At 67.8% G+C, this 26,222-nt stretch carries 23 protein-coding genes; 6 read left to right on the top strand and 17 right to left on the bottom strand.

Going from position 1 to position 26,222, the window contains the following annotated elements:
* Positions 1-379: 379 nt before the first annotated feature.
* Positions 380-1,615 carry a Fic family protein gene (locus tag VNT50_RS04350; RefSeq protein ID WP_325483877.1) on the top strand — a complete coding sequence of 412 codons (1,236 nt, stop codon included), beginning with the start codon at positions 380-382 and terminating at the stop codon, positions 1,613-1,615.
* 420 nt (positions 1,616-2,035) lie between these two features.
* On the opposite strand, the gene VNT50_RS04345 is transcribed toward VNT50_RS04350, so the two are convergent.
* The 5 genes from VNT50_RS04345 to VNT50_RS04325 all read right to left on the bottom strand — a co-directional run bounded on the left by VNT50_RS04345 (position 2,036) and on the right by VNT50_RS04325 (position 7,888).
* Entirely contained in the window at positions 2,036-2,695 is a 660-nt protein-coding gene (locus VNT50_RS04345) for an ABC transporter ATP-binding protein (RefSeq protein ID WP_325483876.1), read from the bottom strand.
* Between the two features lie 44 nt (positions 2,696-2,739).
* Positions 2,740-5,619, bottom strand: a complete 2,880-nt coding sequence (locus tag VNT50_RS04340; RefSeq protein WP_325483875.1) for a hypothetical protein — start codon at positions 5,617-5,619, stop codon at positions 2,740-2,742.
* Between the two features lie 11 nt (positions 5,620-5,630).
* On the bottom strand, positions 5,631-6,272 hold the full coding sequence (locus tag VNT50_RS04335) for a hypothetical protein (RefSeq protein WP_325483874.1): 642 nt from the start codon (positions 6,270-6,272) through the stop codon (positions 5,631-5,633).
* Positions 6,269-6,799 (bottom strand): RNA polymerase sigma factor, encoded by a 531-nt coding sequence (locus tag VNT50_RS04330; RefSeq protein WP_325483873.1) that lies wholly within the window; start codon positions 6,797-6,799, stop codon positions 6,269-6,271. Before VNT50_RS04330 ends, VNT50_RS04335 begins: the two co-directional genes overlap by 4 nt.
* Before the next feature lie 141 nt (positions 6,800-6,940).
* On the bottom strand, positions 6,941-7,888 hold the full coding sequence (locus VNT50_RS04325) for a LysR family transcriptional regulator (protein ID WP_325483872.1): 948 nt from the start codon (positions 7,886-7,888) through the stop codon (positions 6,941-6,943).
* 203 nt (positions 7,889-8,091) lie between these two features.
* Between VNT50_RS04325 and VNT50_RS04320 the strand changes: the two genes are divergently transcribed.
* The 3 genes from VNT50_RS04320 to VNT50_RS04310 all read left to right on the top strand — a co-directional run bounded on the left by VNT50_RS04320 (position 8,092) and on the right by VNT50_RS04310 (position 12,073).
* A complete protein-coding gene (locus VNT50_RS04320) occupies positions 8,092-9,360 on the top strand; it encodes an ABC transporter substrate-binding protein (RefSeq protein ID WP_325483871.1) in 1,269 nt (422 codons plus the stop codon).
* Positions 9,361-9,381: 21 nt separating this feature from the next.
* On the top strand, positions 9,382-10,683 hold the full coding sequence (locus VNT50_RS04315; protein WP_325483870.1) for a flavin reductase: 1,302 nt from the start codon (positions 9,382-9,384) through the stop codon (positions 10,681-10,683).
* A gap of 148 nt (positions 10,684-10,831) precedes the next feature.
* Positions 10,832-12,073, top strand: coding sequence for an acyl-CoA dehydrogenase family protein (locus tag VNT50_RS04310; RefSeq protein ID WP_325483869.1), 1,242 nt, complete (start codon positions 10,832-10,834; stop codon positions 12,071-12,073).
* Between the two features lie 23 nt (positions 12,074-12,096).
* Here VNT50_RS04310 and VNT50_RS04305 read toward each other — a convergent pair whose 3' ends face one another.
* The 5 genes from VNT50_RS04305 to VNT50_RS04285 form a co-directional block, all read right to left on the bottom strand.
* The gene (locus tag VNT50_RS04305) at positions 12,097-12,702 is read right to left on the bottom strand and encodes a GyrI-like domain-containing protein (protein WP_325483878.1); all 606 of its coding nucleotides are present in this window, start codon (positions 12,700-12,702) and stop codon (positions 12,097-12,099) included.
* Positions 12,703-12,802: 100 nt separating this feature from the next.
* Positions 12,803-14,185 carry an FAD-dependent oxidoreductase gene (locus VNT50_RS04300; protein WP_325483868.1) on the bottom strand — a complete coding sequence of 461 codons (1,383 nt, stop codon included), beginning with the start codon at positions 14,183-14,185 and terminating at the stop codon, positions 12,803-12,805.
* Between the two features lie 41 nt (positions 14,186-14,226).
* Positions 14,227-14,631, bottom strand: coding sequence for an arsenate reductase ArsC (locus tag VNT50_RS04295; RefSeq protein WP_325483867.1), 405 nt, complete (start codon positions 14,629-14,631; stop codon positions 14,227-14,229).
* A 42-nt stretch (positions 14,632-14,673) separates the two neighbouring features.
* Positions 14,674-15,585, bottom strand: a complete 912-nt coding sequence (locus VNT50_RS04290; RefSeq protein ID WP_325483866.1) for a metalloregulator ArsR/SmtB family transcription factor — start codon at positions 15,583-15,585, stop codon at positions 14,674-14,676.
* 82 nt (positions 15,586-15,667) lie between these two features.
* Entirely contained in the window at positions 15,668-16,984 is a 1,317-nt protein-coding gene (locus VNT50_RS04285; protein ID WP_325483865.1) for an NAD(P)-binding domain-containing protein, read from the bottom strand.
* A gap of 84 nt (positions 16,985-17,068) precedes the next feature.
* On the opposite strand from VNT50_RS04285, the gene VNT50_RS04280 reads away from it, so the two are divergent.
* Complete coding sequence (locus tag VNT50_RS04280; protein ID WP_325483864.1) at positions 17,069-17,419, top strand: metalloregulator ArsR/SmtB family transcription factor; 351 nt, start codon at positions 17,069-17,071, stop codon at positions 17,417-17,419.
* Positions 17,416-18,147: an MIP/aquaporin family protein gene (locus VNT50_RS04275; RefSeq protein ID WP_325483863.1), complete on the top strand. Its 732-nt coding sequence runs from the start codon at positions 17,416-17,418 to the stop codon at positions 18,145-18,147. Before VNT50_RS04280 ends, VNT50_RS04275 begins: the two co-directional genes overlap by 4 nt.
* On the opposite strand, the gene VNT50_RS04270 is transcribed toward VNT50_RS04275, so the two are convergent.
* Genes VNT50_RS04270 through VNT50_RS04240 form a run of 7 tightly spaced genes read right to left on the bottom strand, consistent with a single transcriptional unit; the run spans position 18,123 to position 26,116 of the window.
* Complete coding sequence (locus VNT50_RS04270) at positions 18,123-18,806, bottom strand: response regulator transcription factor (RefSeq protein WP_325483862.1); 684 nt, start codon at positions 18,804-18,806, stop codon at positions 18,123-18,125. The genes VNT50_RS04275 and VNT50_RS04270 overlap by 25 nt on opposite strands.
* A complete protein-coding gene (locus VNT50_RS04265) occupies positions 18,803-21,301 on the bottom strand; it encodes an ATP-binding protein (protein ID WP_325483861.1) in 2,499 nt (832 codons plus the stop codon). The genes VNT50_RS04270 and VNT50_RS04265 overlap by 4 nt, the downstream gene beginning before the upstream one ends.
* A 22-nt stretch (positions 21,302-21,323) precedes the next feature.
* Positions 21,324-21,989 (bottom strand): potassium-transporting ATPase subunit C, encoded by a 666-nt coding sequence (locus VNT50_RS04260; protein WP_325483860.1) that lies wholly within the window; start codon positions 21,987-21,989, stop codon positions 21,324-21,326.
* 23 nt (positions 21,990-22,012) lie between these two features.
* Positions 22,013-24,184, bottom strand: a complete 2,172-nt coding sequence (gene kdpB, locus VNT50_RS04255; RefSeq protein ID WP_325483859.1) for a potassium-transporting ATPase subunit KdpB — start codon at positions 24,182-24,184, stop codon at positions 22,013-22,015.
* 2 nt (positions 24,185-24,186) lie between these two features.
* On the bottom strand, positions 24,187-25,869 hold the full coding sequence (gene kdpA, locus VNT50_RS04250) for a potassium-transporting ATPase subunit KdpA (protein ID WP_325483858.1): 1,683 nt from the start codon (positions 25,867-25,869) through the stop codon (positions 24,187-24,189).
* A gap of 2 nt (positions 25,870-25,871) precedes the next feature.
* Positions 25,872-25,961 (bottom strand): K(+)-transporting ATPase subunit F, encoded by a 90-nt coding sequence (gene kdpF, locus VNT50_RS04245; protein ID WP_325483857.1) that lies wholly within the window; start codon positions 25,959-25,961, stop codon positions 25,872-25,874.
* Entirely contained in the window at positions 25,958-26,116 is a 159-nt protein-coding gene (locus tag VNT50_RS04240) for a hypothetical protein (RefSeq protein ID WP_325483856.1), read from the bottom strand. Before VNT50_RS04240 ends, kdpF begins: the two co-directional genes overlap by 4 nt.
* Positions 26,117-26,222 lie beyond the last annotated feature (106 nt).

Below are 26,222 nucleotides of genomic sequence, written 5' to 3'. Positions count from 1 at the left end.
GCCCTCAGGGGTTCGAATCCCCTATCCTCCGCTCTGTGATGTCTCGCGACATGTGTCTCATCTGTCGCGAGACATCGGTCGTTCTCTGGGGCCATCTGCCGGGTGGGGTGAGTTGGTTTCGCCAATAGCCCCGGGTTGGGTCGGTGTGGTTTCGCTGAGGATTTCGCCGGTGTCGAGGCGGATGACGGTGATAGTGCTGGCTCACCTGGTGACCGCCGCACGTGCGGGGCACCGGAGACGTTACCAACAGCTGCACGTCTAACTGTTGGTGTCGGTTCGCGGTGACAACACTTCGCATCTCGGCACCCAAACCTCGAGCCCTGTAGGAGAGAAGGGAATTACCAACACTTACCATTATAAGTGTTGGTACACTGGGTCTATGCCCACACCCTCCGCCGCGAGCATTCCCATCGAGGCAGTGTCGCGTGAGCCATACGACTGGAAACCGCAGGCGCCCGAGATGCACTCGCGCGCCGAGGTACTGCGCCAGACCGGCCCGTATGACGCCACCGTCACGGCACTCATCCTGGACTGGAATCCCCGCATTCCCGGTGATATCTCCGCCAACGTCGAGGACGCGACCCGGGAGCTCGTGGTATTCGACAAGCATGCAAAGAGCCGGCTGGGTACCGACGACCCGGCGCTGGGGCCAATGGCGGCCATCCTGCTGCGCACAGAGTCGGCGTCCAGTTCGCAGATCGAGCAATTGACGACGTCGGCGAAGCAGCTCGCCCTCGCCGAGATCGACGAGGGCGACAAGGCAAACGCGCTCACCGTCATCGGCAACGTCCGCGCCATGGAAGCAGCGCTGCGACTATCGGACGACATCAGCGAGGACTCGATCCTCGCGATGCACAAGGCGCTGATGCTCCACCAACGCGGCTTCGAGGAGGACGCTGGTCGCTACCGCTCGGAGCAAGTGTGGATCGGTCCCGGTGAGGCCGGCCCCCGCCTCGCAGAGTTTGTAGCTCCCCACCATGACCGCATTCCCGGCGCCGTCGCGGATCTGGTGGGCTTCGTCAAGCGCCAAGACATCTCCGTGCTTGTGCAGGTCGCCGTCGCGCACGCCCAGTTCGAGACCATCCACCCTTTTCCCGATGGCAACGGCCGCACGGGGCGCGCACTCGCGCAGTCGATCCTGCGCAACAAGGGACTCGTCGGGTCCACTGCCGTGCCGATATCGGCTGGGCTCCTCGTCGACACCGAGCGCTATTTCGCTGCGCTGACCGCGTTCCGCTCCGGAGATGCCGAGCCGATCGTCAGTGAGTTCGCCTCGGCCAGTCGGATCGCCGCCACCACAGGGACCCAGCTCGTCGACGACCTCGTCGCGCAACTCGAGGACTCCCGCCAAAAGCTGAAGGGTCTGCGTTCCGATGCGGCGGCGTGGAGGATCCTCCCCGCTCTCGTCGGTCAACCCGCGGTGAACACGAAGTACCTCATGAGCACCCTCGGCTTAGGTGAGATGGGCGCGCTTCGCGCGTTGGACACGCTCACCGATCGCGGTGTGCTCACCGAGAGCACGGGGAAGAGCCGGAACCGCGTGTGGCAGCACCGCGGGATCTTCGAAGTGCTCGACGGCTACGCCGAGAAGATCAGGCGGATGTCGGTGCGTTGAGTCTTGACGTCGTCAACGACGTCAGCATCATGAAGATCGAACCGTCGTCGCGACCACGCGGCAGAATAGGGTACTCGCATCCCAGAAAATCGGAGCTCGAATCCCCCATCCTCCGCTCCCCGATCCCAGGTCTCGAGGGATCGCGCGTCGATTCAGCCGCGTGCACACCTGCTGCTACCTAGACGGCGACGCCCGATCAGACCGCGCAAAGTGGCAGGTCGTGCCGCATCCGCCCCCGCTCAGCCGCCGCAACGTGGCAGTTAGTGCCGCATCCGCCCGCTCAGAGCGACCACAACTGCCCCCTCCCCATCCGGCTGGGCGGCGACGTGGCAGGTTCGACCATCGGGGCACGATTCGGCGGCGTGAGCGGTGGACCGTAGCCAGGGCACCCCATCCACCGGACTCAGTCCAGCGCGCCCCTCACGTGAGCCAGGTCCGAGAATCGGCGGCGGCGATCAACCCCTCGTCATGCGACGCCACGAGTACGGCGTACCCGTCATCGACGAGATCGCGCAGCATGGCGATGAGGGAGTCGGCGCTCGCGCGATCGAGGCTCGCTGTCGGCTCGTCCACCATCACGACGCCGGGGTGCAGGAGCAGCGCACGGGCAAACGCCACTCGTTGCCGCTCACCACCCGAAAGTCGATCGATATGGTGCGTGGCGCGTGCACCCACCCCGAGCCGATTCATGAGGTCGCGGGCACGCCGCGCGAGTTCACGAGTGCGACGCTCCGGAACCCCCGGCAGCAAGACGTTCTCGAGCGCTGTCAGCCCGGGGATCAGGTTGCCTCGCTGGTCGAGGTACCCCACGTGTCGGCGCCGCTTTGCTGTGACGACGTCGTCCGCGAGTCCGGTGATCTCCAGCCCATCCCAGCTGACGGAACCCGCGGCGGGAGGGATGAGTCCGGCAGCGACGCGAAGAATGCTGGTTTTGCCTGAACCGCTGCGTCCGGCGAGACAGTGCATTGCCCCGCGTTCAAGTGTGAGGTCGTAGTCGTGCACGATCTCTAGTGGCCCGTCAGACGGGCGCTCGTACTGGATAGTGACGCCTTTCAGGGCAACAGGCGGCGAGGGCGCCATGAGCCGACCCCTGGATGACGAACCTTGTGTCGCTGCATGACTCATCAGGCAAATCCCTTACGACGTGTTGTGAGAGCGACCAGCGCCCCGACTGCTCCGGCGACGACGGCGACGACGGCGAAGAGTGGGGGCGGCTCCAGCCCGAGCATCGTCGCACCGAACCAGGCGGTAACGCCCAGGACGACAATCGATGGGACGACGATGACGAGGCTCTCCGCACGCTGCGCGCGGGCGAGTTCTCCACTCGACCAGCCGGCTGCTCGCAGCGTCTCCCATTGTGCCGCGCGACGCTCCAGATCGAGGCGGCGGGTGAGACGGGCGAGCAGGATGCCGCCGGCGATCCCGACTCCTCCGAGCAGAACCTGCGGCAGCAACTGGCTGTTGCTCACGAGTGCGGCCAGGCTGCTATCACCAGCATCGGCGCGGGCGCTGAGGACCACCGCGACGAGGCCGGTGGACGAGAGCCCGACGATCACAATGGAGAGCCCGTGCACGAGCGTGGTGAGCGGATGCACGAGTGCTTGTCGGGCGCCGAAACCCGCGACCGACCGCGCACCGAGTGTGCGGCGGGGCGCTGACCCTCCGTGCCGGGAGGCGCGGCGCGATCCGGCGACCACCGAAGCGACCGCCAGGATCGCCACGACTGCGACCATGAGCACGGCGGCGATCGCCGAGATCGACGAACCTCCGGAGAGCAGGTAAGACGCCGCGGCGACGGCGGCGACGATCGCGAGGCCGGGCACCTCCTCCGATGCCAGCCACCCGATGATCTGCGGCTTGGTCAAGCCGATCTCGCGCATGACCGTCGACTGTTCACGTCGTGCACTGATGCCCGCGAGCTGCACTGCGCCGAGGAGCGACGCCGCCGCCGTGAGCGCGATACCGAATACGACGAGGGTCGAAGCCGACACCGACAGCTCGACGCGGGCGGCCGCTCCGAGTTCCGACCACCGCTGCGTGACGGCACCGAGGGTTCCGACGGATTGCGCGGTGTCAGGGCTCGCAACGCCGAACGCGTAACCTCCAACCGTGACGTCGACGTCGGCGGGAGAGGAGCCCGCGACGATCGAGGTGCTGAAGCCAAGCGCCTCGATGGCCTGCGCCACTGTGACGACCTCGCGCGTGGCGTCTGCCGTGTAGCCGCTTATGCCGCCGACGCGTACTCGGATGGCGTCGATCGGAGCGTCGTCCCCCCAGAGCCCTGCACTGCCGATCGACGCGATCGCAGCCGTGCGAGGTGAGACAAGTCCGAGGCCGGCCAGGCTGGGCAGCATAGTGACACCCTCATGGTCGCCGTCGGAGATGGTGGATCCGACGGGCGCATACGCGCCGAGGGGCACATAGTCTGCGGCGCCTTCGTCGATGCCGAGTTCGGCCGGGTCGAAGGAGCCGATCGGCGTCGCTACGATCGCGGTGCTGCCGGTCCCGTCAGGAATCACTCCGGCATATGCAGCCTCGACGCCGAGATCGGACGGATCGTCCTTGAGCCTGAAGGCTTCAATCGGCATCGCGTTCTCATGGATCGGCGAGCGATAGCCTGTCGCATTGAGCGCAATGCCGCCAGCATCATTCGCGTACTCGGGTGAACGCAACGATCCCGTGGCCATGATGCTCAGGGAGTCCCAGTCCGGGACGCCGGCCGCGGCATCAAGATCCGCTCCCGGCCAAACCAATGCGGGCGCCACCGCGATGAACGGATTCAGCAGACCGGACACATCGCCGACAGAGCTGCCCACTGGAGTACCTGCCGCACCGTCCGCAAGCCCGTCAGGGAGAGCGTAGGGCTCTGAACCGTCGGCGCGGGTGACCGCCGGTGCCGCACCGAAGGCCTCGACGTCGATCTTGAGCTGCAGATCCGCGACAGTAGCCTCGGACACCATGATGGGCGCATAGCGGACGTCCTCGCGGCCCTCCCTCATCATCTCGTCCCAGTCGTCGCCATTGTCTGCGAAGAGGCGGCGCAAGTCGTCGAGCTCGCCATCCGAATAGCTGGCATCGGTGGCCGCGGTACCACGTGCGAGTTGATCGAGGAATCTGTCACCGAATGCATCCCTCGCCGCTGTCGCCCACGCTTCCATGTCGGCGAGCGACGTGGAAACCGTAGGCGCGACTGCCGCTAGGGGATCGAGGAAAGCCCCCTTGGGTCCGAGCAGCGCACGTTCCGCCACGGGGTCGATCAGCGTCACGCGGGTGATGGTCTGCGGAGCGCTGGGAAGGGTGACGCTCAGCGCGGCGTCCCGCGGGCCCCACCCGTCCCGTGTGGAGGAGTACTGGTTGCCGTCCGAGATGATCGTGACACCATCGCCCTGCACGCTGTGCTTGCAGCTCGCGAGGCGTAGCGCAGGATACTTCACCGGGTCCGCTTCGTAGCTTCCGCGTCGGCCTTGCCAGGAGCTCTCGCCCTGCATGCAGGCGGAGATGTCGGGCTCTGGTCGGGTTGCTGCGGCCTCATCCACGACCACCTTCAGGGTGCGGGTTTCGACGAGGCGCTCCCCCAGGCCGTCGTTCGTGGAATAGGTCGCCGTTACTCGATACGCCTGCGGCTGCTCGCTGGCCCCGACGAAACCGCGGGGAATCGCCACCCTGGCTTGCGCAAACCGCAGGGCGGGCACCAGCACTTCGCCGATGGGCGCGGCGATCTCCACACCCCCCACTGCTCGAACATCGGCCAGATCATCCAGCGTCATTCCCTCACCAGTGCTTGCCAGCGTATTCGGCGGCAGCATGCCATTGATCGGGTTCATCGCGTCGGGTGGAGTCACGAGGATGTCGTATGTTCCCCGCCACTCGTCATCCAGCGTCGCCTGCAAAGCTGCCGCGGCGGCGCTCTGAATGCCAGATGCGGCGACGGCGATCGTTACGAGGAGGACTATGGCGGCCGCACGAAGCGGCTGTCGGAGGAGCCGGGTCAGGGGGCCGGGCACGGCGCGAAGGCTCACGGCGCGCCGGCCACTCGAGAGTCTTCGGCAGCGCACCGCTTCGCCCAGCTCGCGGGGTCTGTGGGCTCCGACCCGCGCGCCACCGAGATGACGGTGACGCGCGGGTCGTCAGGCCGCGTGCACGCGGCCATGGCGGGGAGCCCGAATCCTCCGCCGGTCGTGATGAGGCCGAATGTGGCCTCGCGTACTTGGGTCTCGTCGATCGCAGACTGAACGTGAGAGCTGGCCAGCTCGGCCGCCAACGCGATCAGACGGTCCGGGCTCGCGGCGGAGACCCCTTCGGGATCGGCATCCAACGCAGCCCATGCCGCTGAGCACCAGTCGACCGGATCGACCTCTATCTGGCCCGAGTACCGCACCGAGAAGTAGGCCGGGGCGCTTGCGTCCACACCCTCGACACAACGCAACTCGCCATCCACCCGCGCTGTCGGCGCGGAGACAAGGGCGTCCGGAACGCTCGAGGTGAGCGCGACCGCGGCCACAGACCCTGTCGCGAGTGTCAGCATCGCCAGCGCGCAGATGCCGATCCTCACTCGCAGACGACGCCTGCGCAAAAGTTCGTCGATGCGCTCATCCACATGCTGGCCGATAACCTGAAGCGCCGCATCCAGGTAGATGCCTTCCCGCGGAGCCGTCATGACTCACCCCTCAAGGTGAGCCGCAACGTGGCCCTGAGTCGCTCGACGCGCTTCGCGATGGCGGCTCGCGTAATACCGAGGTGCTCCGAGGCCTCGGCATACGAGTAGCCCTCGACGAGACACAGGTGCACGACGCGGCGATCCATCCCCCCGAGCCGGCTGATTTCCGCCTGTACCCAGCTCAGTTCTTCGAGGCGCTCTTGCCGTGTGTGATCCCCAGGAAGCAGCGACTCGTCAAGGGAAAGCGTGTCGCGCCGGGCCCGAAGTGCATTACGACCCATATTTCTGCACGTCACGAGCAGCCACGGCAAGGCGGATGACTCCACGATGCGGATCGCGCTCAGTCGACGCCACGCAACGACGAATACCTCTTGTGTGATGTCCTCCGCGTCCCGATCGTTCCGCGTCATTGCCCAGGCGTAGACGTACACGGCCTTGGAATGGCGAGCGAACAGCGCCGAGAATGCCCCGCGGTCACCGATCACAGCGAGCCGAATGAGCTCGGCGTCGGCATCGGCGTCGTACATGGATCCCTTGGGGTTGATGAGTGCTTCTACATGTCTAGTGTCACCACGACGACATTCATGACATCTCGTTCTAGAACCACGCCGACGGGAGAGTACAGCTGGTCATGACTTACTTTTGAGGCGCCAGTTGGGACTGGTGCCTCATCGCGCGGGATAGTCGCTGTGAAGGATGTCGGCCAGCGCTCGCGCGCGCGCCGAGAGCTCGACTTCGCCTGCCCAGGCAAGCACAACTGAGACTGCAGGCGGCGGCGGGATGATCTCCTTTTCTATGACCGGCAGTCCCTCGTAGCTTTTCTTGTTCGGAGGGCGCTGAACGAGGACCGCGTATGCGGAATCCGAACGAGCAACGATGGATCGTGTCAGTTCAAAGGCGTGAGTCGTGTGGCGGACGTGCGGTGTGAGTCCGCGTGCCTCGAACATCGACATCGCATAGCGCGTGCTGGGTGTCTGGTCGAACAGCACGAGGGGCTCTGGAGCGAGTTCCTCGAGTGTGACGGTGTCGCCGTCGCGAATCGCGAGCGGATGCTTCTCGCCGAACAGGGCATAGCCGCGTGCCTCGAAGAGCGCGAACCTGTTGATCGCCGCCCATCCTCCGAGGTCGTACATCAGCGCGACATCGATCGCTCCGGAATGCAGGGCGTGCAGCAGTTCGTCCTGCGCGCCGACGACGAAGTCGATCGTGACGCGCGGGTGCAGATTCTCGTACTCTTCCAGCAGGCGCGGGAGCAGGGCCGGTGCGAGGGTAACGAAGCACCCAACGACCAAAGGCCCCACGAGTTCGTGGCCGTCCCCGCGAACGGCCCACCCCAGTTCGGCGACGTCGGAGAGCAGTCGCTTCGCCCTGGTCAGCACCAGCCTGCCGGTCGATGTCAGCGTGATGCCTTGAGCTCGACGGCGGATGCAGAGCTCGACCCCGAGCGCCCTCTCCAGTTCTGTGATGGAGGCCGAGATCGCCGATGGCGAGAAGCGGAGCCGATCCGCGGCACCCGAAATCGTTCCCACCTCTGCTGCCGCGACGAAATGGGAGAGCTGGCGAAAGGTCAACTCTCCGCGCGCCACACCGGCGCCAATCGTGTCGTCTATTGGCACTTCGCCAGCCTATCCACACCTGGACCGGGTTTCTTCGTCGAATTGTTGTGTTTGATCGGTGAACGTCGCGATCGCATAGTTGGCATCAACCCAGAAACACATCTCGGATCCCCCCGGAGACGTCGATTGAAAGTTTCGGGGCATGCCAGCTCAAGGACGAGCGGGCGATTTGTGCATCGCAGAAGATGAGAGGCAGTGTTGCCATGAACAGAACCAGCGCTAACCAACGAGTCACGGTCACGGTGGCGTCGATCGGCATTGCGACCCTTCTCCTCGCTGGCTGCAGCCGCGGGGCCTCCGAAGGAACAGGCGGAGATACGCCCGTCTCCTCGCCGGGCATCACCGACACCTCGATCACCTTCGGCATCACGTCTCCGCTTACCGGCAACGCTGCGGGGGTAGGCAACTGCGCTGTCGACGGGGCCGTCGCGTACTTCGAAGCCAAGAACGCTGAGGGTGGTGTCGAATTCGGTGATGGGAAGACGAGGACCGTCGAGCTGAAGGCATACGATGACGCCTACGACCCGCAGCGGGCTCTCGCCAACTTTCAGCAGATGGTCGCGGACGATCTGTTCGGGGCTGCCTTCAGCTTGGGCACTCCCACGAATCGTGCGTGGCGCGAGGCTGCCATTGCCGAAGAGTTTCCGCAGGTGCTGCTGCAGACCGGCGACCCGATCTTCAGCGATCGCGAACAGAGCCCGTGGCAACTCGGGCTGCTACCGATCTATCAACAGGAGGGCGAGGCGTTCGGGCGGCTTCTCGCTGACTCGACCGAAAACCACCGGGTCGCTGTGCTGTATCAGAACGATGACTTCGGCCGTGGATACGTCGATGGATTCAAGACTGCCATCGAGGGCGCGGACAACGTCGAGATAGTGAAAGAGATCGGATACGAAGCGTCCGCTACGGAAGTAGCAGCACAGATCACCGACCTCGCGTCCACCGACGCTGACATCTTCTTCAACGCCATGTCGTCGCTCGCGCCGCTCGTGATCGGCTCCCTGCAGCAGGCGGCCCAGGTCGGCTGGACGCCGAGCTGGTTCCTCCCTTCCACGTCCGCAAGCCCTGCGGCGTTCCTGACGCCGTCCGGGGTAGCCGACGCATTCCCCGGCATATACACCACCGCATCCTCGCAGAATGCAGGCTCCCCGGACTTCCAGTCGAGCGAAGAAGGCAAGGTGTTCCTGGACGCGCTCGCCGAGCACACCAAGCAGGACGGGGTGCCGGGCTTCCCGCAGTGCGTGTGGAGCTGGATCGGCGCCTCGGTCCTCGAACAGGCATTCATGGCCATGGAGGCGCCGACGCGGGAGAGCTTCATGGAGGCGTTGCGCTCCATCGAGGGGTTCGACGCGCCGTTCCTCCTCCCTGGCGGTGCCATCGCGACCACCGTGGACGGGCTACCGGCTATGGGAGGCATCGTCGTTCAACAGTTCAATGGCACCGGGTTCACGCCCGTCGAAGCACTGCAGTAGTGCCTGGGTTATGGACGGGGAATGACGATGCCGTCTCACGCGGTCGACGACGTTCAGGTGCGGCGCGAGAAGTCGGCGTGGTGGCGGGCCGTCCTCGGAGAGTATCCGACGGGGGTGTGCCTGGTCACTTCGCGCGGGGGCGAGGGAGAGCCGGCCGGTATGGCAATCGGCAGCTTCGTCGCCGTCAGCGAAGAGCCTCCGCTCGTCGGCTTTTTCGCGGGTGTGCATTCGAGCACGCTGCCGAAGTTGATCGGCAACGGACAGTTCAGCGTGAGCGTCCTGGCCGCCGAGCATGAGGCCATATGCCGAGCGTTCGCACAGAAGTCGCCGGACCGATGGACGATGGCCCGCTTCGTCGATTCGCCCGCCGGCTCACCGCGCCTGGCGGAAGCGGCCGTATGGTTCGACGCCACGATTGAAAGTGCGCAGACTCACGGTGATCACGTGTTCGTGATCGGTCGCGTACAGGACTTCGGCGCTGACTCTGTGGCGGCGGAGATGCCCTTGCTGTTTCGGAGAGCAGGCTATGGCTCGTTCGCCGCGCCGAGCGAGAGGTACGACTCCCGTGCATTCATCGAGCGTCTTCGGTGGGCGTCCACAGCCGAGGGCGAGCTGGAGGCGCTGGCGGATGAGCTGGATGTCGAGATCACGGTCAACACACAACTGGGTGACTCGGTGGTCACCCTCGCGTCCCTCGCCCCGCACTCGCCGTTCGGTTCATACGACAATGTCGGGGCGTCGCACCCCTGGGCGGCCCCGATCGCCTCCGTTTTCGCCGCGTGGGCGCCTGCAGCGAAGAGGCATGCGTGGGAGGAGGCATCTCGCCACCTTACGGGCGCGGTCGATCGTGATCTCATCGAACGACAACTCAGCGGTGTCCGTGAGCGTGGTTACGCCATTGCCGGCGACCGCGCCATGACCGAACGCTTCATGCGGCTCATCCGGGGATCCCACACCGACCGCGACTCATACGCACGCATGTGGGCCGACATCGCGACAATGCGCCGGCAGATCGAGACCGATCAAGGCTTCTCCTGGAACAAGGTGGTCGTTGTTCAGGTCCCTGTCTTCGGCGCCGACGGAGACGTCGTGCTGGCACTGTATGCGATCGGGCTTCCTCGCCTGGCCGACCAGCAATCGTACGAACGTCTCGTCCGACGGATGCAGCGCACCGCCGAGCACCTGTCTCAGCGCATCATCCGGTCGCAGGAGAGAAACCGCTCGGCAGACCCTTCGGGGTCGGATGGCCAGGTCACCGCGGGCGGACCGCAGTACAGCGCCGTCCGGGTCCAGTCCGCTCAGTGGGGATGGGGATCAGTGTGATCGGCATCCTCAGCACGCGGCAACGCACGACACAACTGCGCAAATCGGGACCACTTGCACTACACCAGCCGAGCTGGGCTCCGACGCACCTCTGCGCGTCTATACGACGTTCATCGGCGTGCTCGGAGGCCCGGGAAGGAAGAGAGAGATGACCATCACCGATTCGAACTTCGACATCCTCGACATCGGCCGCCTCGAGAATCCAGCGACGCCGCCCGATCCCAACATGACGTCGGAGGACATTCTCGCAGCGGCGCGCGACCTGGTGCCGCTGTTGCGCGAGCACGCCGCCGACACCGACGCCAACCGCCGGATCCCAGGAGTCGTGTACCGTGCCGTCCAGGATGCGGGCCTCCTTCACATCCTCAAGCCGAAGAAGTTCGGGGGCCTGGAACTGAGCGAGCATGACCACGCGATGGTCGCGATGACACTCGCGCAGGGATGCGCCTCGACCGCATGGGTATTCTCGATCCTCAGCTCCGACAACATGGCGATCCTCGCCTATCCGGAGCTCGTGCAGGAGGAGATCTGGGGGGATGACACCTACCGAACACTCGCAGGCAACACCAACCTCAACATGAAGGCCACGGCCGAGCGTGTCGACGGCGGCTATCTCCTCAGCGGGGCGTGGGGTTTCTGCAGCGGTTCGGACTTCTCGGAGTGGTTGATCTTCAACGCCCCCGTCGGCGAGGAGAAGGAAGGCTACATGTTTCTCGTCCCACGCGAGGAGGCGCTCACCATCGACGACTGGACGCCCACCGGGCTGCGCGGGACCGGAAGCCGCACCAAAGCCGTTGAAAACGTCTTCGTTCCCGAACATCGGGCCCAGCTCACGAAAGACACCGTGTTCAAGCTGCGGGACCGTCGGAAGCTGCACCCGACCTTCGATGCCATGTATGCGCCGTGGCCCTCGCACGGCCGCTTCACGTTCGCGTCGGTCGCCGTGGGCTCCGCCCTGGGCGCTGTGCGGCACTTCATTGAGACGGGCGCATCGAACACCCGCGTTGCGAATGCGCTCGGCGGTGAGGTACGCCTGATCGACCAGGACTATGTCGCGACCGAGTTCGCGGACGCCGCGGGTGATGCCGACGCTGCACGCCTCATCGTCGAATCCCGCAGTCGCATTTCCGCCGAGCGCTCTGCCCGTCACGACACCCCCACAGAGCACGACCTCGCTTCGGAACAACGGGACAACGCGTTGGCCGTCCGAGCCGCCCTCCGGTCCGTGAATCGCATTCACGCGTTGACCGGTGCGAAGGCCGGCTTCCCGAGCCACCCGGTGTCACGCGCGAAGCGCGACGCCGAAATGACGCACGCACACGTGACCCTCAACTGGCGACAAGCGGCGGTGCGCTACCTCGCCGCGGCGGTGGACGCCGGAGAGGTCTGACCCGTTCCGTCGAAAGGCGCCCGCTACACCGCGTCGGCCACCGGCTGACGCAGGATCGTCCGCAGCTTCGCGGGATCGGTGCGCCGGATGTCGCTCAGGTAGATCTCGTGGTGCTTGCCGGTCATCCGCAGACCGCGCTCGGGGATGACGACGTGGTGCATCGCATCGAGCACCGGGCCCTCGTCGTCGAACGGACCGAGGTGGAGGGTCTGAACGCAGCGGCCCTCCTCCAGCGTCTCGAGGCGGAGCTTCTCGATCCCCGGTGCGTCGCTCGCTGCGGCGCGCGCTCGGGTGAACTGGTCGCCGGTGATCCAGTCCGGGACGAGGATCATCGCCGTCCAGTCCCACCGCGACTTGTCGCGATCGCTCGTGAAGCTCGCCATGTCGTCGGCCCACCACAGGGCTTCGAGCGGCATCACGACATAGTCCCGGTCGAGCTCGTTCTTGCTCATGAACTTGAGCTTGTAGGCGACGGGATAAAGGGTCGCGATCGCGTCGGCGTAGGCCTGCGTGTTCGGGTCACCGTGACCGTCGATCATCAGGTAGCGCAGCGGCGGCACGTCGACGAGCGCGAACTCCCCGCGCCGGGCGCGATAGGAGGCGAGCTCCTTCTTGAGGTCGGTCTTCACCGTGACAAGGGTACTCACCCGGGAAGCGGCAGCCCGGGTCTCATCGTCACGAAGCCAGCCACGGTAGCGAGGCCTCGCCGCAGCTGAACATCCCTCGGGTTCATGCGCGCACCGCCGCAGCGGTGTGCTCCCGGGACCAGGCCTGGGTGGCGGCCTGCACGGCATCCCACGGTGAGCCGAGCGGCGGCGTGTACGAGAGATCGAGGTCGCTGATCTGCTCGACCGTCAGACCGGCGAAGAGGGCGGTCGCATACGTATCCACCCGCTTCGCGGTCTCGGTGCCGAGCCGGCCGACGAGCTGGGCGCCGAGCAGCAGGCCGGTGTCGGTGTCGCCCGTGATGCGGATGCTGATCGGCTGCGCTCCCGGGTAGTACCGCTTGTGGTCGTCGGCGACGGCTTGGGTGGATGCCGGCGAATATCCGGCGGCCGCGGCCTCGTGCTCTCGCAGCCCGGTGCGAGCGGCGACCACGTCGAACACCTTCACCACTTGCGTGCCCACGGAGCCCGCAAACCGTGCACGTCCGCCGAGCGCGTTCTCGCCGGCGATGCGCCCCTGCTTGTGCGCGGTCGTGCCGAGCGGCAGGTAGGTCACGCCGAGAAGGCGGTGATGGGTGACGACGCCGTCGCCGGCGGCGAAGACGTGCGGGATGCCGGTGCGCATGTGCTCGTCGACGACCACGGCGCGTCCGGCACCGAGGCCGGCGCCCGCCCGCTCGAGAAGCGCAGTGTTCGGCCGGACTCCGACGACGGCGAGCACCAGATCGGCGGTGTGCGAGACGTGCTCGCCGCCGTACTCGGCGTGCACGACGAGGCCTGCGGCGGTCTTCTCGACGGCCGTCACGGTGGTGTCCGTGTGCACGTCGACCCCGTGTTCGAGCAGTTCGGCGTGCACCGCGGCGGCCAGTTCGGGGTCGAGCGTCGACAGCACCTCGCGGCCGCGCTGGAGCTGCGTGACCCGAATTCCCCGGGCGGTGAAGCCTTCGGCCATCTCGAGGCCGACGTATCCCGCTCCGATGATGATCGCAGTGCGCGGGGCACGGTGAGCGAGGTGCTCGTCGAGGGCGAATGTGTCTCCCATGGAGTGGATGACGTGTACGCCGTCGCCCGGGCCGAGCTGGTCGAGACCGCGGATGCCGGCAAAGGCCGGGAGGGCGCCCGTGCCCACGATCAACTCGTCGTAGGCGATGGATGACTCGCCCGTCGCATCGCGGACCGTGAGGCGCTGCCCCGCCACGTCTATCTCGGTCGCGAGAGTGTCCAGCCGGAGGCGCATGCCGGTCGCCTCGAGGTCGGCGTGCGTGCGGTGTGCGAGGGACTGCCACGGATGGACGTCGCCCGAGAAGTAGTACGGGATGCCGCAGATCGAATAGTTCGGGTACGCGTCCGCGACGACCACGGTCACGTCGACGGAGGGATCCAGCTCCCGCGCGCGGAGCGCGGCGGAGATTCCCGCGTCGCTCCCGCCGATGGCGACAAGATGCATGTGCTTCCTTCTCGGGTCTTACAGCGGCCGAATGCGACAGGTCAGTTCGGGAGCAGTTCGGTGAGAAGCGTCTCGATGCGGGCGCGAATCTCGTCGCGGATCGGACGCACCGCGTCGATGCCCTGCCCGGCCGGATCGTCGAGTTCCCAGTCTTCGTAGCGCTTGCCCGGGAAGATCGGGCACGCGTCGCCGCAGCCCATGGTGATCACCACATCCGACTCGCGGACGGCGTCGACGGTCAGGACCTTCGGTGTGTGCTCGCTGATGTCGATGCCCTCTTCGGCCATCGCCTGCACCGCAACGGGATTGATGGTGTCCTTCGGCGCGGAACCGGCCGAGAGAACCTCGACCGCGTCGCCGCCCAGGGCGCGGAGGTATCCTGCCGCCATCTGCGAACGGCCGGCGTTGTGGACGCACACGAACAGAACGGTGGGCTTGTGAGTCATGAAGGTCTCGCTTTCTCTCTTCTCGAAAGCATAGACCAACATCTATTGATCAGAGGAAACGGTGTCTGAACTCTCGGGCACAAGTTCATCCAGGAGCTCGCGCACTCGGCGCTCGATGTCGTCCCGGATCGCGCGCACCCGCTCGATGGGTTTGCCGACCGGGTCCTCGAGATCCCAATCCAGGTAGCGGCGCCCCGGGTAGACAGGGCAGGCGTCGCCGCACCCCATCGTGACCACCACGTCGGCGGCACGCACCGCCTCGTCGGTCAGCGGCTTCGGAAACTCCGACCCGAGCGGGATGCCGATCTCGTCGAGCGCGGCGACGACCGTGTGACGCACGTCGCCCGCGGGCTGCGACCCCGCGGTCCGCACGGCGACCCGGTCTCCCGCGAGCTGTCTGAGGATTCCTGCGGCGAGCTGGGAGCGCCCCGCGTTCTGCACGCAGACGAAGAGGACGGTCGGAACGCCGTCGGCGCGTGAGCCCGCCCGGCTCAGCGCATCCAGGCGGGCCGCAGCGAATGCCGCTGTGCGGCTTGACAGCATCGGCGACTGAGAGCCGCGGGCCAGAAGCTCGTAGCTCTCGTCGACATTCGCCCGAACGGTCTCCGGGCTGAACACGCCGCGGAAACGGACCGCGAGATCGCTCGCGATCCGCGCCAGGTCCGGGGCCGGGGCCGTGCGAGCGGTACCGCCCAGCAAGGCGTCGACCCTATCGGCATGTTCGGGAGCGATCGAGTACCAGACGCGGCGCCCGTCCGGCTCGCGCACGACGACACCGTCGGCGTGAAGTGCCTTCATGTGATGGCTCACGGTGGGCTGCCGCAGACCGAGCGCTGCGGCGAGACCGCCGACCAGCGCACGTCCATCTTCGGAATCGCGGATCAGCCGGAGGATCCGTGCCCGCGTCGGATCCCCCAGCGTGGTGAGGCCTCCCGGGTCCGAGCGCCGATTCATAGACGACAGTCTATCCAGCGTCCCTGCGCGCAGATCCTTCCGACCGCAGGTCAGTCCGGCGTGGTCATCTCGCGAACGCGAATCACGAGCAGCAGGCGCCTCCGGCGCCGAGATCGGTGGAGCAGACACCGGTGGCGGGTAGCACGAGTTGCACGTCGGCGGCCGACGCGGTGTCACCCGCGAGCGCGGCCGTGACGGAGCGCACCTGCTCGTAACCCGTGGCGAGCAGGAAGGTCGGCGCGCGCCCGTACGACTTCATCCCCACGATGAAGAAGCCCTGCTCCGGGTGTGCGAGTTCGCGAAAGCCGTGCGGTTGCACGGTGCCGCAGGAGTGGACGTTGGGATCGATCAGAGGCGCGAGACGCCTGGGCGCTTCCACGATCTCGTCCAGCTCGAGCCGGATCTCGCGCAGGATGCCGAGGTCGGGGCGAAAGCCCGTCGCGTTGACGACCACATCGGTGACGTGGGTGACGACCTCGCCGCGTCGATGCCCGACCAGTTCGACCGCGTCGGCGGTGCGTCGCCCGCGGACGATCTCGAATCCGTCCAGCACGGTGATCAGGCCGTCGGCGACAGCGCGGTCGACACGGGAGCCCAGCCGCGCGCGGTCTGCCAACTCGTCATCGGCTGAGGATGACACGCGCACGGCCTGCGCGTTGCGGATCAGCCAGGTGACGGTGGTGCCCGGCTCCTGGCGTGCGAGTTCCACCAGACCGAGCAGCGAGTTGGCGGCGGAGTGCCCCGCACCGACCACCGTGACGCTGCGCCCGGCGAACCGATCGCGGTCGCGGCCGAGCACGTCGGGGAGTGCGGGGGTGACGCGATCGGCGATGTCGGCCATCCCCAGGAGGTCGAGCCCGCCGGATGACAGCGAGTTCGGCGAACGGTACGTCCCGGACGCGTCGATCACGGCGCGTGCCGCGATCTCGTCGACCTCGCCGCCCGCGGTTCGGATGCGCAGCGCGAACGGTGTGGCGGCGCGCGCCCTCGTGCGGGTGCGGTCCATGCCCGCCCGCGTCACGCCGATCACTTCCACGCCGGTCCGGATCCGCGAGGCGATCTCGTCGACCTCTGCCAGCCGGGCGACATATCCATCGACGAGCTCGGTGCCGGTCGGAGCGCGCTCCGGATCCGGCATCTCCCAGCCCCGCGCCTCGAGGAGTCGGCGCGATGCCGGGTCGACCAGGTGCTTCCAGGGCGAGAACAGTCGCGTGTGACCCCATGCGCGGACGCTCGCGGCAACCTCGTCGCCGGCTTCGAAGACGACGAAATCGATGCCTCGCTCGACGAGGTTGGCGGCCGCGGCCAGGCCGATCGGCCCGGCGCCGATGATCGCCACGGGCAGTGTCGTGCGGCGATCGGTTCCGGTGACGCGGGGCGTCAGATCGAGCAGTGTCACAGGTACCTCCACGGATATCGATGAACTTCGATACGATTCTGCGGCCAACTATTGATGCCTGTCAATATCGACTACTCTCGATATATGACGACGATGCTCGACGTGACGGATGTCACCGCCGCGACCTGCTGTGCTCCGCTGGTGCGCGAACCGATCTCGCCGGCAGAGGCCGAACAGCTGGCGACGACGATGAAGGCCCTGGCAGACCCGGCGCGCCTGCGCCTGCTCTCTATCGTGGCCTCATCGAGGGATGCAGAAGCCTGCGTGTGCGATCTGATCGAGCCGGTCGGGCTCAGCCAGCCGACCGTGTCGCACCATCTGAAGATCCTCACCAACGCGGGGTTCCTCACCCGCAGCAAGCGCGGCACCTGGGCCTACTTCGCGCTCGTGCCGGGGGCCCTCGACCGCGTCTCCCGTCTGCTCGTCGCCTCGTGAGCGCCGGCGTGCGCGCCGCGGTGGGCGAGTTCCTGGGCAGTGCGGGGCTGGCGGCCGTCGTCGTCGGATCCGGCATCGCCGCCGAGCGCCTCTCCCCCGGCGATGTCGGCCTCGAGCTGTTCGAGAACGCGTTCGCCACAGCCCTCGGCCTCGCGGTGCTGATCCTCGTGTTCGCGCCCGTGTCCGGCGCGCATTTCAATCCCGTCGTGACCCTCGTCGACATCGTGCTGCACCGGCGGAAATGGTCTGTCGCCGCGAGCTACCTCCCGGCGCAGGTGCTCGGCTGCATCGCCGGTGCCATCCTCGGCAATCTCATGTTCGCGGCACCCGCGGTCGCATGGAGCACGACCGATCGATCCGGGTGGCATCTTCTGCTCGCCGAGGTGGTCGCCACGGCCGGCCTCATCCTGGTCATCTTCGCGCTCGTCCGGACGGGCCGTTCGCACCTCGCTGCGCCAGCCGTCGGCGCCTACATCGGGGCGGCGTACTTCTTCACGTCATCCACCAGCTTCGCCAACCCGGCCATCACGGTCGGGCGCATGTTCACCGACACCTTCGCCGGCATCGCGCCGACATCCGCCCTGCCGTTCATCGCCGCGCAACTGGTCGGTGCGGCACTCGGATGGGCACTGGCCCGCGTGCTGTTCCCGGTCGGGGCGCCCGCACCGGCAGCCCCTCGCGCCGAGCCCCTGACCGCTTCGCCTCAGGAATCCAGCACGAGTCGGTAGCCCATCCCGGACTCGGTGAGGATGTGCCGCGGCCGGGCCGGGTCGGCTTCGAGCTTCTTGCGCAGCTGCGCGATGTAGAGCCGGAGGTAGCCGGTGTCGGTGATGTGCTCGCTGCCCCAGATCTCGGTCAGCAGCGTCTGCCGCGAGACCAGCATGCCGGGGTGGCGGGCCAGGAACTCCAGCACGTGCCACTCCGTCGGCGTCAGCCGCACGGACGCCTCCGCCCGGGTGACGGTCTTCGAGACCAGATCGACGGTGACGTCCCCGAAGCGGACCACCGGCTCGGACACCGGCCCCGCGGGTGCCGCGCGACGGGTGAGGGCGCGCAGCCGCGCGAGCAGCTCGTCCATCTGGAACGGCTTCGTCACGTAGTCATCCGCCCCCGCGTCGAGCGCATCGACCTTGTCGGCCGCACCGGTTCGGCCCGAAACCACGAGGATCGGGACGTTCGTCCACCCGCGCAGAGCCTCGATCACCTGGATGCCGTCCAGACGCGGCATCCCGAGATCGAGCATGACGATGTCGGGGTGAGCGGATGCCGTGGCAGCGATGGCGGATGCCCCGTCATCGGCCGTGATGATGTCATAGCCGTGCGCGGTGAGGGTGATGCGCAGGGCGCGCACGATCTGAGGGTCGTCGTCGGCGAGCAGAATCTTCATCGTTCCCCATCCTCGCGGTCGGCGGTCGGCAGGGTGATCACCATCGTGAGCCCACCACCGGGCGTGTCTTCAGCAGTGAGCGTGCCCCCCATCCCCTCGGTGAAGCCCTTCGACAGCGCGAGTCCGAGGCCGAGGCCGGTGGTGTTGTCGGTGTCGCCGAGCCGCTGGAAGGGGGTGAAGATCTCATCCCTGCGCTCGGAGATGACACCGGGGCCGTGATCGATGACCCGGATCTGAGCGATGCCGCCGAGCCGGCTGGTCGTCACCCGCACCCGGGATCCGGGCGGTGCGTAGCGCGCGGCGTTCGCCATCACATTCACCACGACGCGCTGGAGCAGCACTCCGTCTCCGCGCAGCAGGGGCAGGTCGGGATCGAGCGCGAGCTCGACCGAACCGGGACCGAGATCGAGTTCATCGATGGCCGACAGCACCACGTCCGCCGCGTCGACGGGCGCGAGCGACACGGCCAGCACCCCCGCCTGAACGCGGCTGACATCCAGAAGGTCGGTGACGAGCGCGCTGAGCGTCTCGAGGCTCTCATCGGCGGTCGCGAGGAGCTCGCGTCGATCGTCGTCCGTCATCGCTGCGCCCGGCGAGCGCAGCCCGCTGACCGCCGCGACGGCCGCCGCGAGCGGGCGTCGAAGGTCGTGGCTGAGGGCGGAGAGGAGGGCGCTGCGAACCTGGTCGGTCTCGACCAGCGCGTCGGCCGCGGCCGCCGTCTCGGCGAGGTCGGTGTGTTCGAGGGCCGCATCGAGCTGGGAGACGATGACATCGAGCAGCCGCCGCTCGGAGACATCGAGGTCGTCACCGTTCAGTTCGAGCACACCTCGCCGTCCCACCGGAACGTCGATGTGGCGGCCGTCGGCGAGGGGCTCGCCATCCGCCGCGATCACGTGTCCGTCGGGGGCGAGCATGCGCACCCCTGCCAGCCCGAAGGCCTCGCGCGTGCGCGAGACCAGAGCCGGCACGGCGCTCTCGCCGCGCAGCACGTTGCCCGCAACCGTCGCGAGCAGTTCGGCCTCAGCCTCGGAGCGTCGGGCGGAGCGGGCACGCCGCGCCGCCTGATCGACGATGTAGCTGACCACGACCGCGCCCGCCACATAGAGCAGGAGCGCGTAGATGTGCAGCGGATCCGAGACCTCCACCGTGTAGAGCGGGGCGACGAAGAGGATGTCGAGGGTGAGCCCGGACAGCACGGCGGCGAACAGCGCCGGCCAGATCCCGCCGACGAGCGCGACCAGCACGACGAGCAGCTGATAGGCGAGCACCTCGATCGTGATCGACTCCGGTGTGCGCGTGCTGACGAGCAGCCAGGTCAGGAGAGGGCCGCAGACGAGCGCGAGGGCGAAACCGAGCACGCGGCGGCGCACGCTGAGGGCTCCTCCCGTGATTCGGGGCAGGGCGAACCTGCCGCCCGCCGCGGAGTGCGTCACGATGTGCACGTCGATGTCGCCGGACTCGCGGATCACCGTCGCGCCGATGCCCGGGCCCGTGAGGGCGGCGGCCAGGCGGCCCCGCCGGCTGACGCCGATCACGAGCTGGGTCGCCGCGTGCGCACGCGCGAACTCCACGAGCGCTCGGGGGACGTCATCCGCCACCACCTGGTGGTAGCTGCCGCCGAGCGACTCGACCAGCGCGCGCTGGGCGGCGAGCAGTTCGGGGTGACCGGTGCGCAGCCCGTCTTGCCGGGTGACATGCACCGCGAGCAGTTCGCCGCCGGCAGACCGCGCCGCGATGCGCGCGCCGCGCCGCAGGAGCGTCTCGCCCTCGGGCCCGCCGGTCAGCGTCACGACCACCCGCTCGCGGGTCTGCCAGGCGGAATCGATGCCATGCTCTGCGCGGTAGTCCTTCAGCGCGCTGTCGACCTCATCCGCCAGCCACAGCAGCGCGAGCTCGCGCAGGGCGGTGAGGTTCCCGAGGCGGAAGTAGTTCGACAGTGCCGCGTCGATGCGCTCGGTCGGATAGATCGAGCCCGCGGAGAGGCGGTCGCGCAGCGACTGCGGGGCGAGGTCGACGACCTCGATCTGCTCGGCGGCGCGCACGACCGAATCCGGGATCGTCTCGCGCTGCACGACGCCGGTGATCTTCTCGACGACGCCGTTCAGCGACTCGATGTGCTGGATGTTGACGGTGGTGATGACGTCGATGCCCGCGTCGAGCAGGTCCCGCACGTCCTGCCAGCGCTTCTCGTGGTGCGACCCGGGGGCGTTGGTGTGCGCGAGCTCGTCGACGAGGGCCACCTCGGGGCGGCGGCGCAGCACCCCGTCGAGGTCCATCTCGGTGAGGCTGACTCCGCGGTGCGTCGCGGTGATCCGCGGCACCTCCGGCAGACCCTCCGTCTGCGCCAGGGTCGCCGCACGGCCGTGGGTCTCGACGACGGCGATCACGACATCCCTCCCGTCGCCCCGCAGCCGTCGTCCCTCCTCGAGCATCTCGTAGGTCTTGCCGACGCCGGGCGCGGCACCGAGCAGGACCCTCAGCCGTCCGCGTCTCATGCCCCGCATCCTTCCCCGCCCGTCAGCCCTGCAGGGCCTCGAGCGCGAGGTTCAGTTCGAGCACGTTGACGCGCGGCTCGCCCAGGTATCCGGCATCCCGTGCCTGAATCCTAGACTCCACCAGTTCGCGCACGTCGGCGGCCCGCAGGCCGCGGGCCTTCGCCACGCGCTCCACCTGCAGCAGGGCATAGGCCGGGCTGATGTCGGGATCGAGTCCCGACGCCGAGGCCGTGACGGCGTCGGCCGGGATGTCGGCCGGATCGACGTCGTCGAGCTCGGAGATGGCCGTCTTCCGCTCGTCGATGGCGGCGATCAGGTCGGCGTTCTCCGGCCCCTGGTTCGTTCCGCTGGAGGCTCCTCCGTCATAGCCGTCGCCGGCGGCGGAGGGCCGCGACTGGAACCACTCCGGCAGCGGGTCGCCGTCGGCCGGGCCCATGCGCCCGGAGGCTCCACGCGGCGCGTCAGCGGTGCGTGGAACGGGCGTGGGGACGGTGAACGACTGCCCGATCAGGCTCGAGCCCACCACGGTGCCGTCGGCGTCTTGCACCGGCGAGCCGTTCGACTGCCACGGCATCGTCACCTGTCCGATGGCGGTCACGAGCAGCATGTACCCGATCCCCAGGACGACGGTGAAGACGATCATGGCGCGCACGGCGACGCCGGTGGCGCGCAGGTTCGCGTTTCTCATGTCAGATCTCCTTGATGCTTCGATCAGAAGCCCGGAACGATGCTCACGATGAGATCGATGAGCTTGATCCCGATGAAGGGGGCGATCACGCCTCCGAGCCCGTAGACGAGCAGGTTGTGGCTCAGGATGCGGGATGCGCTCGCGGGTCGGTACTTCACGCCGCGCAGCGCGAGGGGGATGAGGAACACGATCACGAGCGCATTGAAGATGATCGCGCTCGTGACGGCGGATGCCGGTGAGCTCAGCTGCATGATGTTCAGCGCCGCGAGGCCGGGAAAGACGCCCATGAACATCGCGGGGATGATCGCGAAGTACTTGGCGATGTCGTTCGCGAGCGAGAACGTCGTGAGCGCCCCGCGCGTGATGAGCAGCTGCTTGCCGATCCGCACGATGTCGATGAGCTTGGTCGGGTCGGAGTCGAGGTCGACCATGTTGCCGGCTTCCTTCGCCGCCGACGTGCCCGTGTTCATCGCGACGCCGACGTCCGCCTGCGCGAGCGCGGGGGCGTCGTTCGTGCCGTCGCCCGTCATCGCGACGAGGCTGCCGCCCTCCTGCTCCCGCCGGATGAGGGCGAGCTTGTCCTCCGGAGTCGCTTCGGCGAGGAAGTCGTCCACACCGGCCTCGGCGGCGATCGCCTTGGCGGTCAGCGGGTTGTCCCCCGTGATCATCACGGTGCGGATGCCCATGGCGCGAAGCTCGTCGAAGCGTTCGCGCAACCCCGCCTTGACGACGTCCTTCAAGTGGACGACCCCGAGAACCCGGCCCGCGCCGCCGGGCGAGAGGGTCGCGACGACGAGGGGGGTGCCACCGCTTTCGGCGATGCTGTCGGTCGCGTTCGTCAATTGGGCCCTCGCGGCCGCGCCGATGGTGACGCCGGATGCCTCGAGCCATGCCGTGACGGCCGCACCGGCGCCCTTGCGCACCTGCGTGCCGTCGGGCAGGTCGAGACCGCTCATGCGCGTCTGCGCGGTGAACGGCACGAAGACCGCGCCGGGGATGCGCTCGGGCGCGATGCCCCCGGATGCGGCGAGCTCCACGACGGACGTGCCCTCGGGGGTGGGATCGGCGAGCGAGGACAGGGCTGCGGCGAGCGCGAGCTCGTCGGCATCCACTCCGTCCAGTCGCACGAACGCGGTCGCGCGACGGTTGCCGTAGGTGATCGTCCCCGTCTTGTCGAGCAGCAGCGTCGTGACATCTCCCGCCGCCTCGACGGCCCGTCCCGACATGGCGAGCACGTTGTGCTGCACGAGGCGGTCCATGCCGGCGATGCCGATCGCCGAGAGCAGCGCGCCGATCGTCGTCGGGATGAGGCAGATCAGCAGCGCGACGAGCACGGTGATGCTCACGGGAGAGGCGGCATACGACGCGATCGGATCGAGGGTCAGCACCACGACCACGAAGACGATGGAGAGGCTCGCGAGCAGGATGCCGAGCGCGATCTCGTTCGGCGTCTTCTGCCGGCTCGCGCCCTCGACGAGGGCGATCATCCGGTCGACGAAGGTCTCGCCCGGCTTCGAGGTGATGCGCACCACGATGCGGTCCGATAGCACGCGTGTTCCCCCGGTGACGGCACTCCGGTCGCCCCCCGACTCGCGGACGACGGGTGCGGACTCCCCCGTGATCGCCGACTCGTCGACGGTCGCGATGCCCCACACGATGTCGCCGTCTCCGGGGATCAGCTCGCCGGCGGTCACCACGACGGTGTCGCCCAGCGTGAGGTCGGCCGACGCCACCGCCGACACGGTCGCCGTCTCGGCCGCAGCATCCGCCGACGCGTCGTAGTCGTCGATCCTGTGGGCCATCGTGCTTGTGCGGGTCTTGCGCAGGCTCGCCGCCTGCGCCTTGCCCCTGCCCTCGGCGACCGACTCGGCGAGATTCGCGAACAGAACCGTCAGCCAGAGCCACACGGCGATCCCCCACGTGAAGCCGGGGGGCACCTCGCTGCCGGCCGACTGCGTGGCGCCTCCGACGAACGGCTCGGCGAGCGCGATGAGGGTCGTCAGCGCCGCCCCCACCCAGACCAGGAACATGACGGGGTTGCGCCACAGCGCCGCCGGATTGAGCTTGCGAACGGCGCCCGGGACGGCGTGCACGAGGGGCGACCAGCCGAACGCGCGGGTCGGCGCCTGTGCGGCTTCGGCGCGAGGTGGCACGGGCCCGGGGCCCTGGGGAGAGATCAGTGTTTCGGCGGACATTTCTAGGCAAGCCCTTCAGCCAGGGGCCCGAGCGCGAGCACGGGAAAGTAGGTGAGTGCGGTGAAGACCACCGTGACGCCGACGAGCAGTCCGACGAACTGCGGGCGATACGTCGGCAGGTTGCCGGCGGTGGCGCGCACCCGGTGCTGTGCCGCGAGCGATCCCGCGAGGGCGAGCACGAGCACGATCGGGAGGAACCGGCCCAGCAGCATGGCGATGCCCAGGGCCGTGTTCAGCCACGGCGTGTCGGCGGTCAGTCCCGCGAACGCGGAGCCGTTGTTGTTCGCGGCGGACGTGAACGCGTAGAGCACTTCGCTCATGCCGTGGATGCCGGGATTCCCTATCGAGACCGCTTCGATGTCGGAGCGGACGGCCGGGATGCCGAAGCTCATCGCCGTTCCGAGCAGCACGAGGGTGGGCGTGACGAGGATGTAGAGGCTCGCCAGCTTGATCTCGCGCGGCCCGATCTTCTTTCCGAGGTACTCGGGGCTGCGGCCGACGAGCAGCCCGCCCACGAAGACCGCGATGATCGCGAGCACCAGCATTCCGTAGAGACCAGACCCGACGCCGCCGGGGGCGACTTCGCCGAGCATCATGTTGAGCATCGGCATCATGCCGCCGAGGGCGCTGTAGCTGTCGTGCATCGAGTTGACCGCGCCGCTCGAGGTGAGCGTGCTCGACGAGGCGAACAGGGTCGACGAGAGAATCCCGAACCGCTGCTCCTTGCCCTCCATGGCCGCGCCCGCGAGCTGCGGGGCGGTGCCGAGGGCCTGGGACTCGAGCCACGAGAGCACGCCGAGCGAGGCGACGAACAGGGTGCCCATCGCGCCCACGATCGCGTAACCCTGGCGATCGTCGCCGACCATCCGGCCGAAAGCACGAGGCAGGGCGAACGGGATCATCAGCATCAGCACGGTCTGCACGAGGTTGGTCCACGCGGTGGGGTTCTCGAACGGGTGCGCCGAGTTGACGTTGTAGAAGCCGCCGCCGTTCGTGCCGAGCAGCTTGATCGCCTCCTGCGACGCGACCGGTCCCCCGGGGATCGTCTGCGTTCCGCCGGAAATGGTCGCGACCTCGGTGAACCCGTTGAGATTCTGGACGACGCCGCCGGCGATCAGCACGATCGCGGCGAGGATCGACAGCGGCAGCAGAAGCCGCCAGGTGCCCCTCACGAGGTCGACCCAGAAGTTGCCGATGGTGCCCGAGCGGCGGGACGCGAAACCCCGCACCAGCGCGATCGCGACGGCGATGCCGACCGCCGCCGAGGTGAAGTTCTGCACGGCGAGCCCTGCGAACTGCACCCCGTAGCCCATGACGAGCTCGGGTGAGTACGACTGCCAGTTCGTGTTCGTCACGAAGGAGGCCGCGGTGTTGAACGAGAGCCCCTCCGGGACGGCGGGAAGGCCGAGGGAAGCGGGAAGCAGCGCCTGAAGGCGCTGCAGGGAGTACACGAAGAGCACCCCGATGAGCGAGAAGAGCAGCACCCCGCGCGCGTAGGCCGGCCAGGATTGGGGGGCGCGCTCGTCGACGCCGATGACGCGATAGACCGCCCGCTCGACCGCGAGGTCGCGGGGCGAGGCGTAGGTCCAGGCGATGTAGTCGCCGAGCGGGCGGTAGAGCAGCGCCAGGATGAGGACGAGGGTGGCCGCCTGGAGGACGGCGAACCACACGGTGGCCGAGTCCACGCTCAGAACCTCTCGGGATTCAGGAGGGCGATCACGAGGTAGACCAGGGCCGCCACCGCCAGCACCGCGGCCAGGGCTTCGAGCGCGATCATCCCCGCTCCCCTTCACCCATCGCTGCGCGCTGGGCGGCGCCGCGGGCGTGTGGACCCGTCGTCTCCAGCGCTTTCGCGACGATGCCGGTGAGGGTGAAGAGCGCGACGGTCAGGGCGACGTAGAGGACATCGAGCAACGGGGACTCCAGGGGCATGCGGGGTACCCGACGGACGCGGGCACATGCCCTCGATGGGGGCACAGATCCCGATTCCACACCCCGGCCGAGCTGGATTCCGGGTTCCTAACGGTTTCCATACGGG

This window comes from Microbacterium sp., from assembly GCF_035554235.1.
Classification (GTDB): domain Bacteria; phylum Actinomycetota; class Actinomycetes; order Actinomycetales; family Microbacteriaceae; genus Microbacterium.
This window is presented reverse-complemented; position numbering and strand designations above follow the sequence as displayed.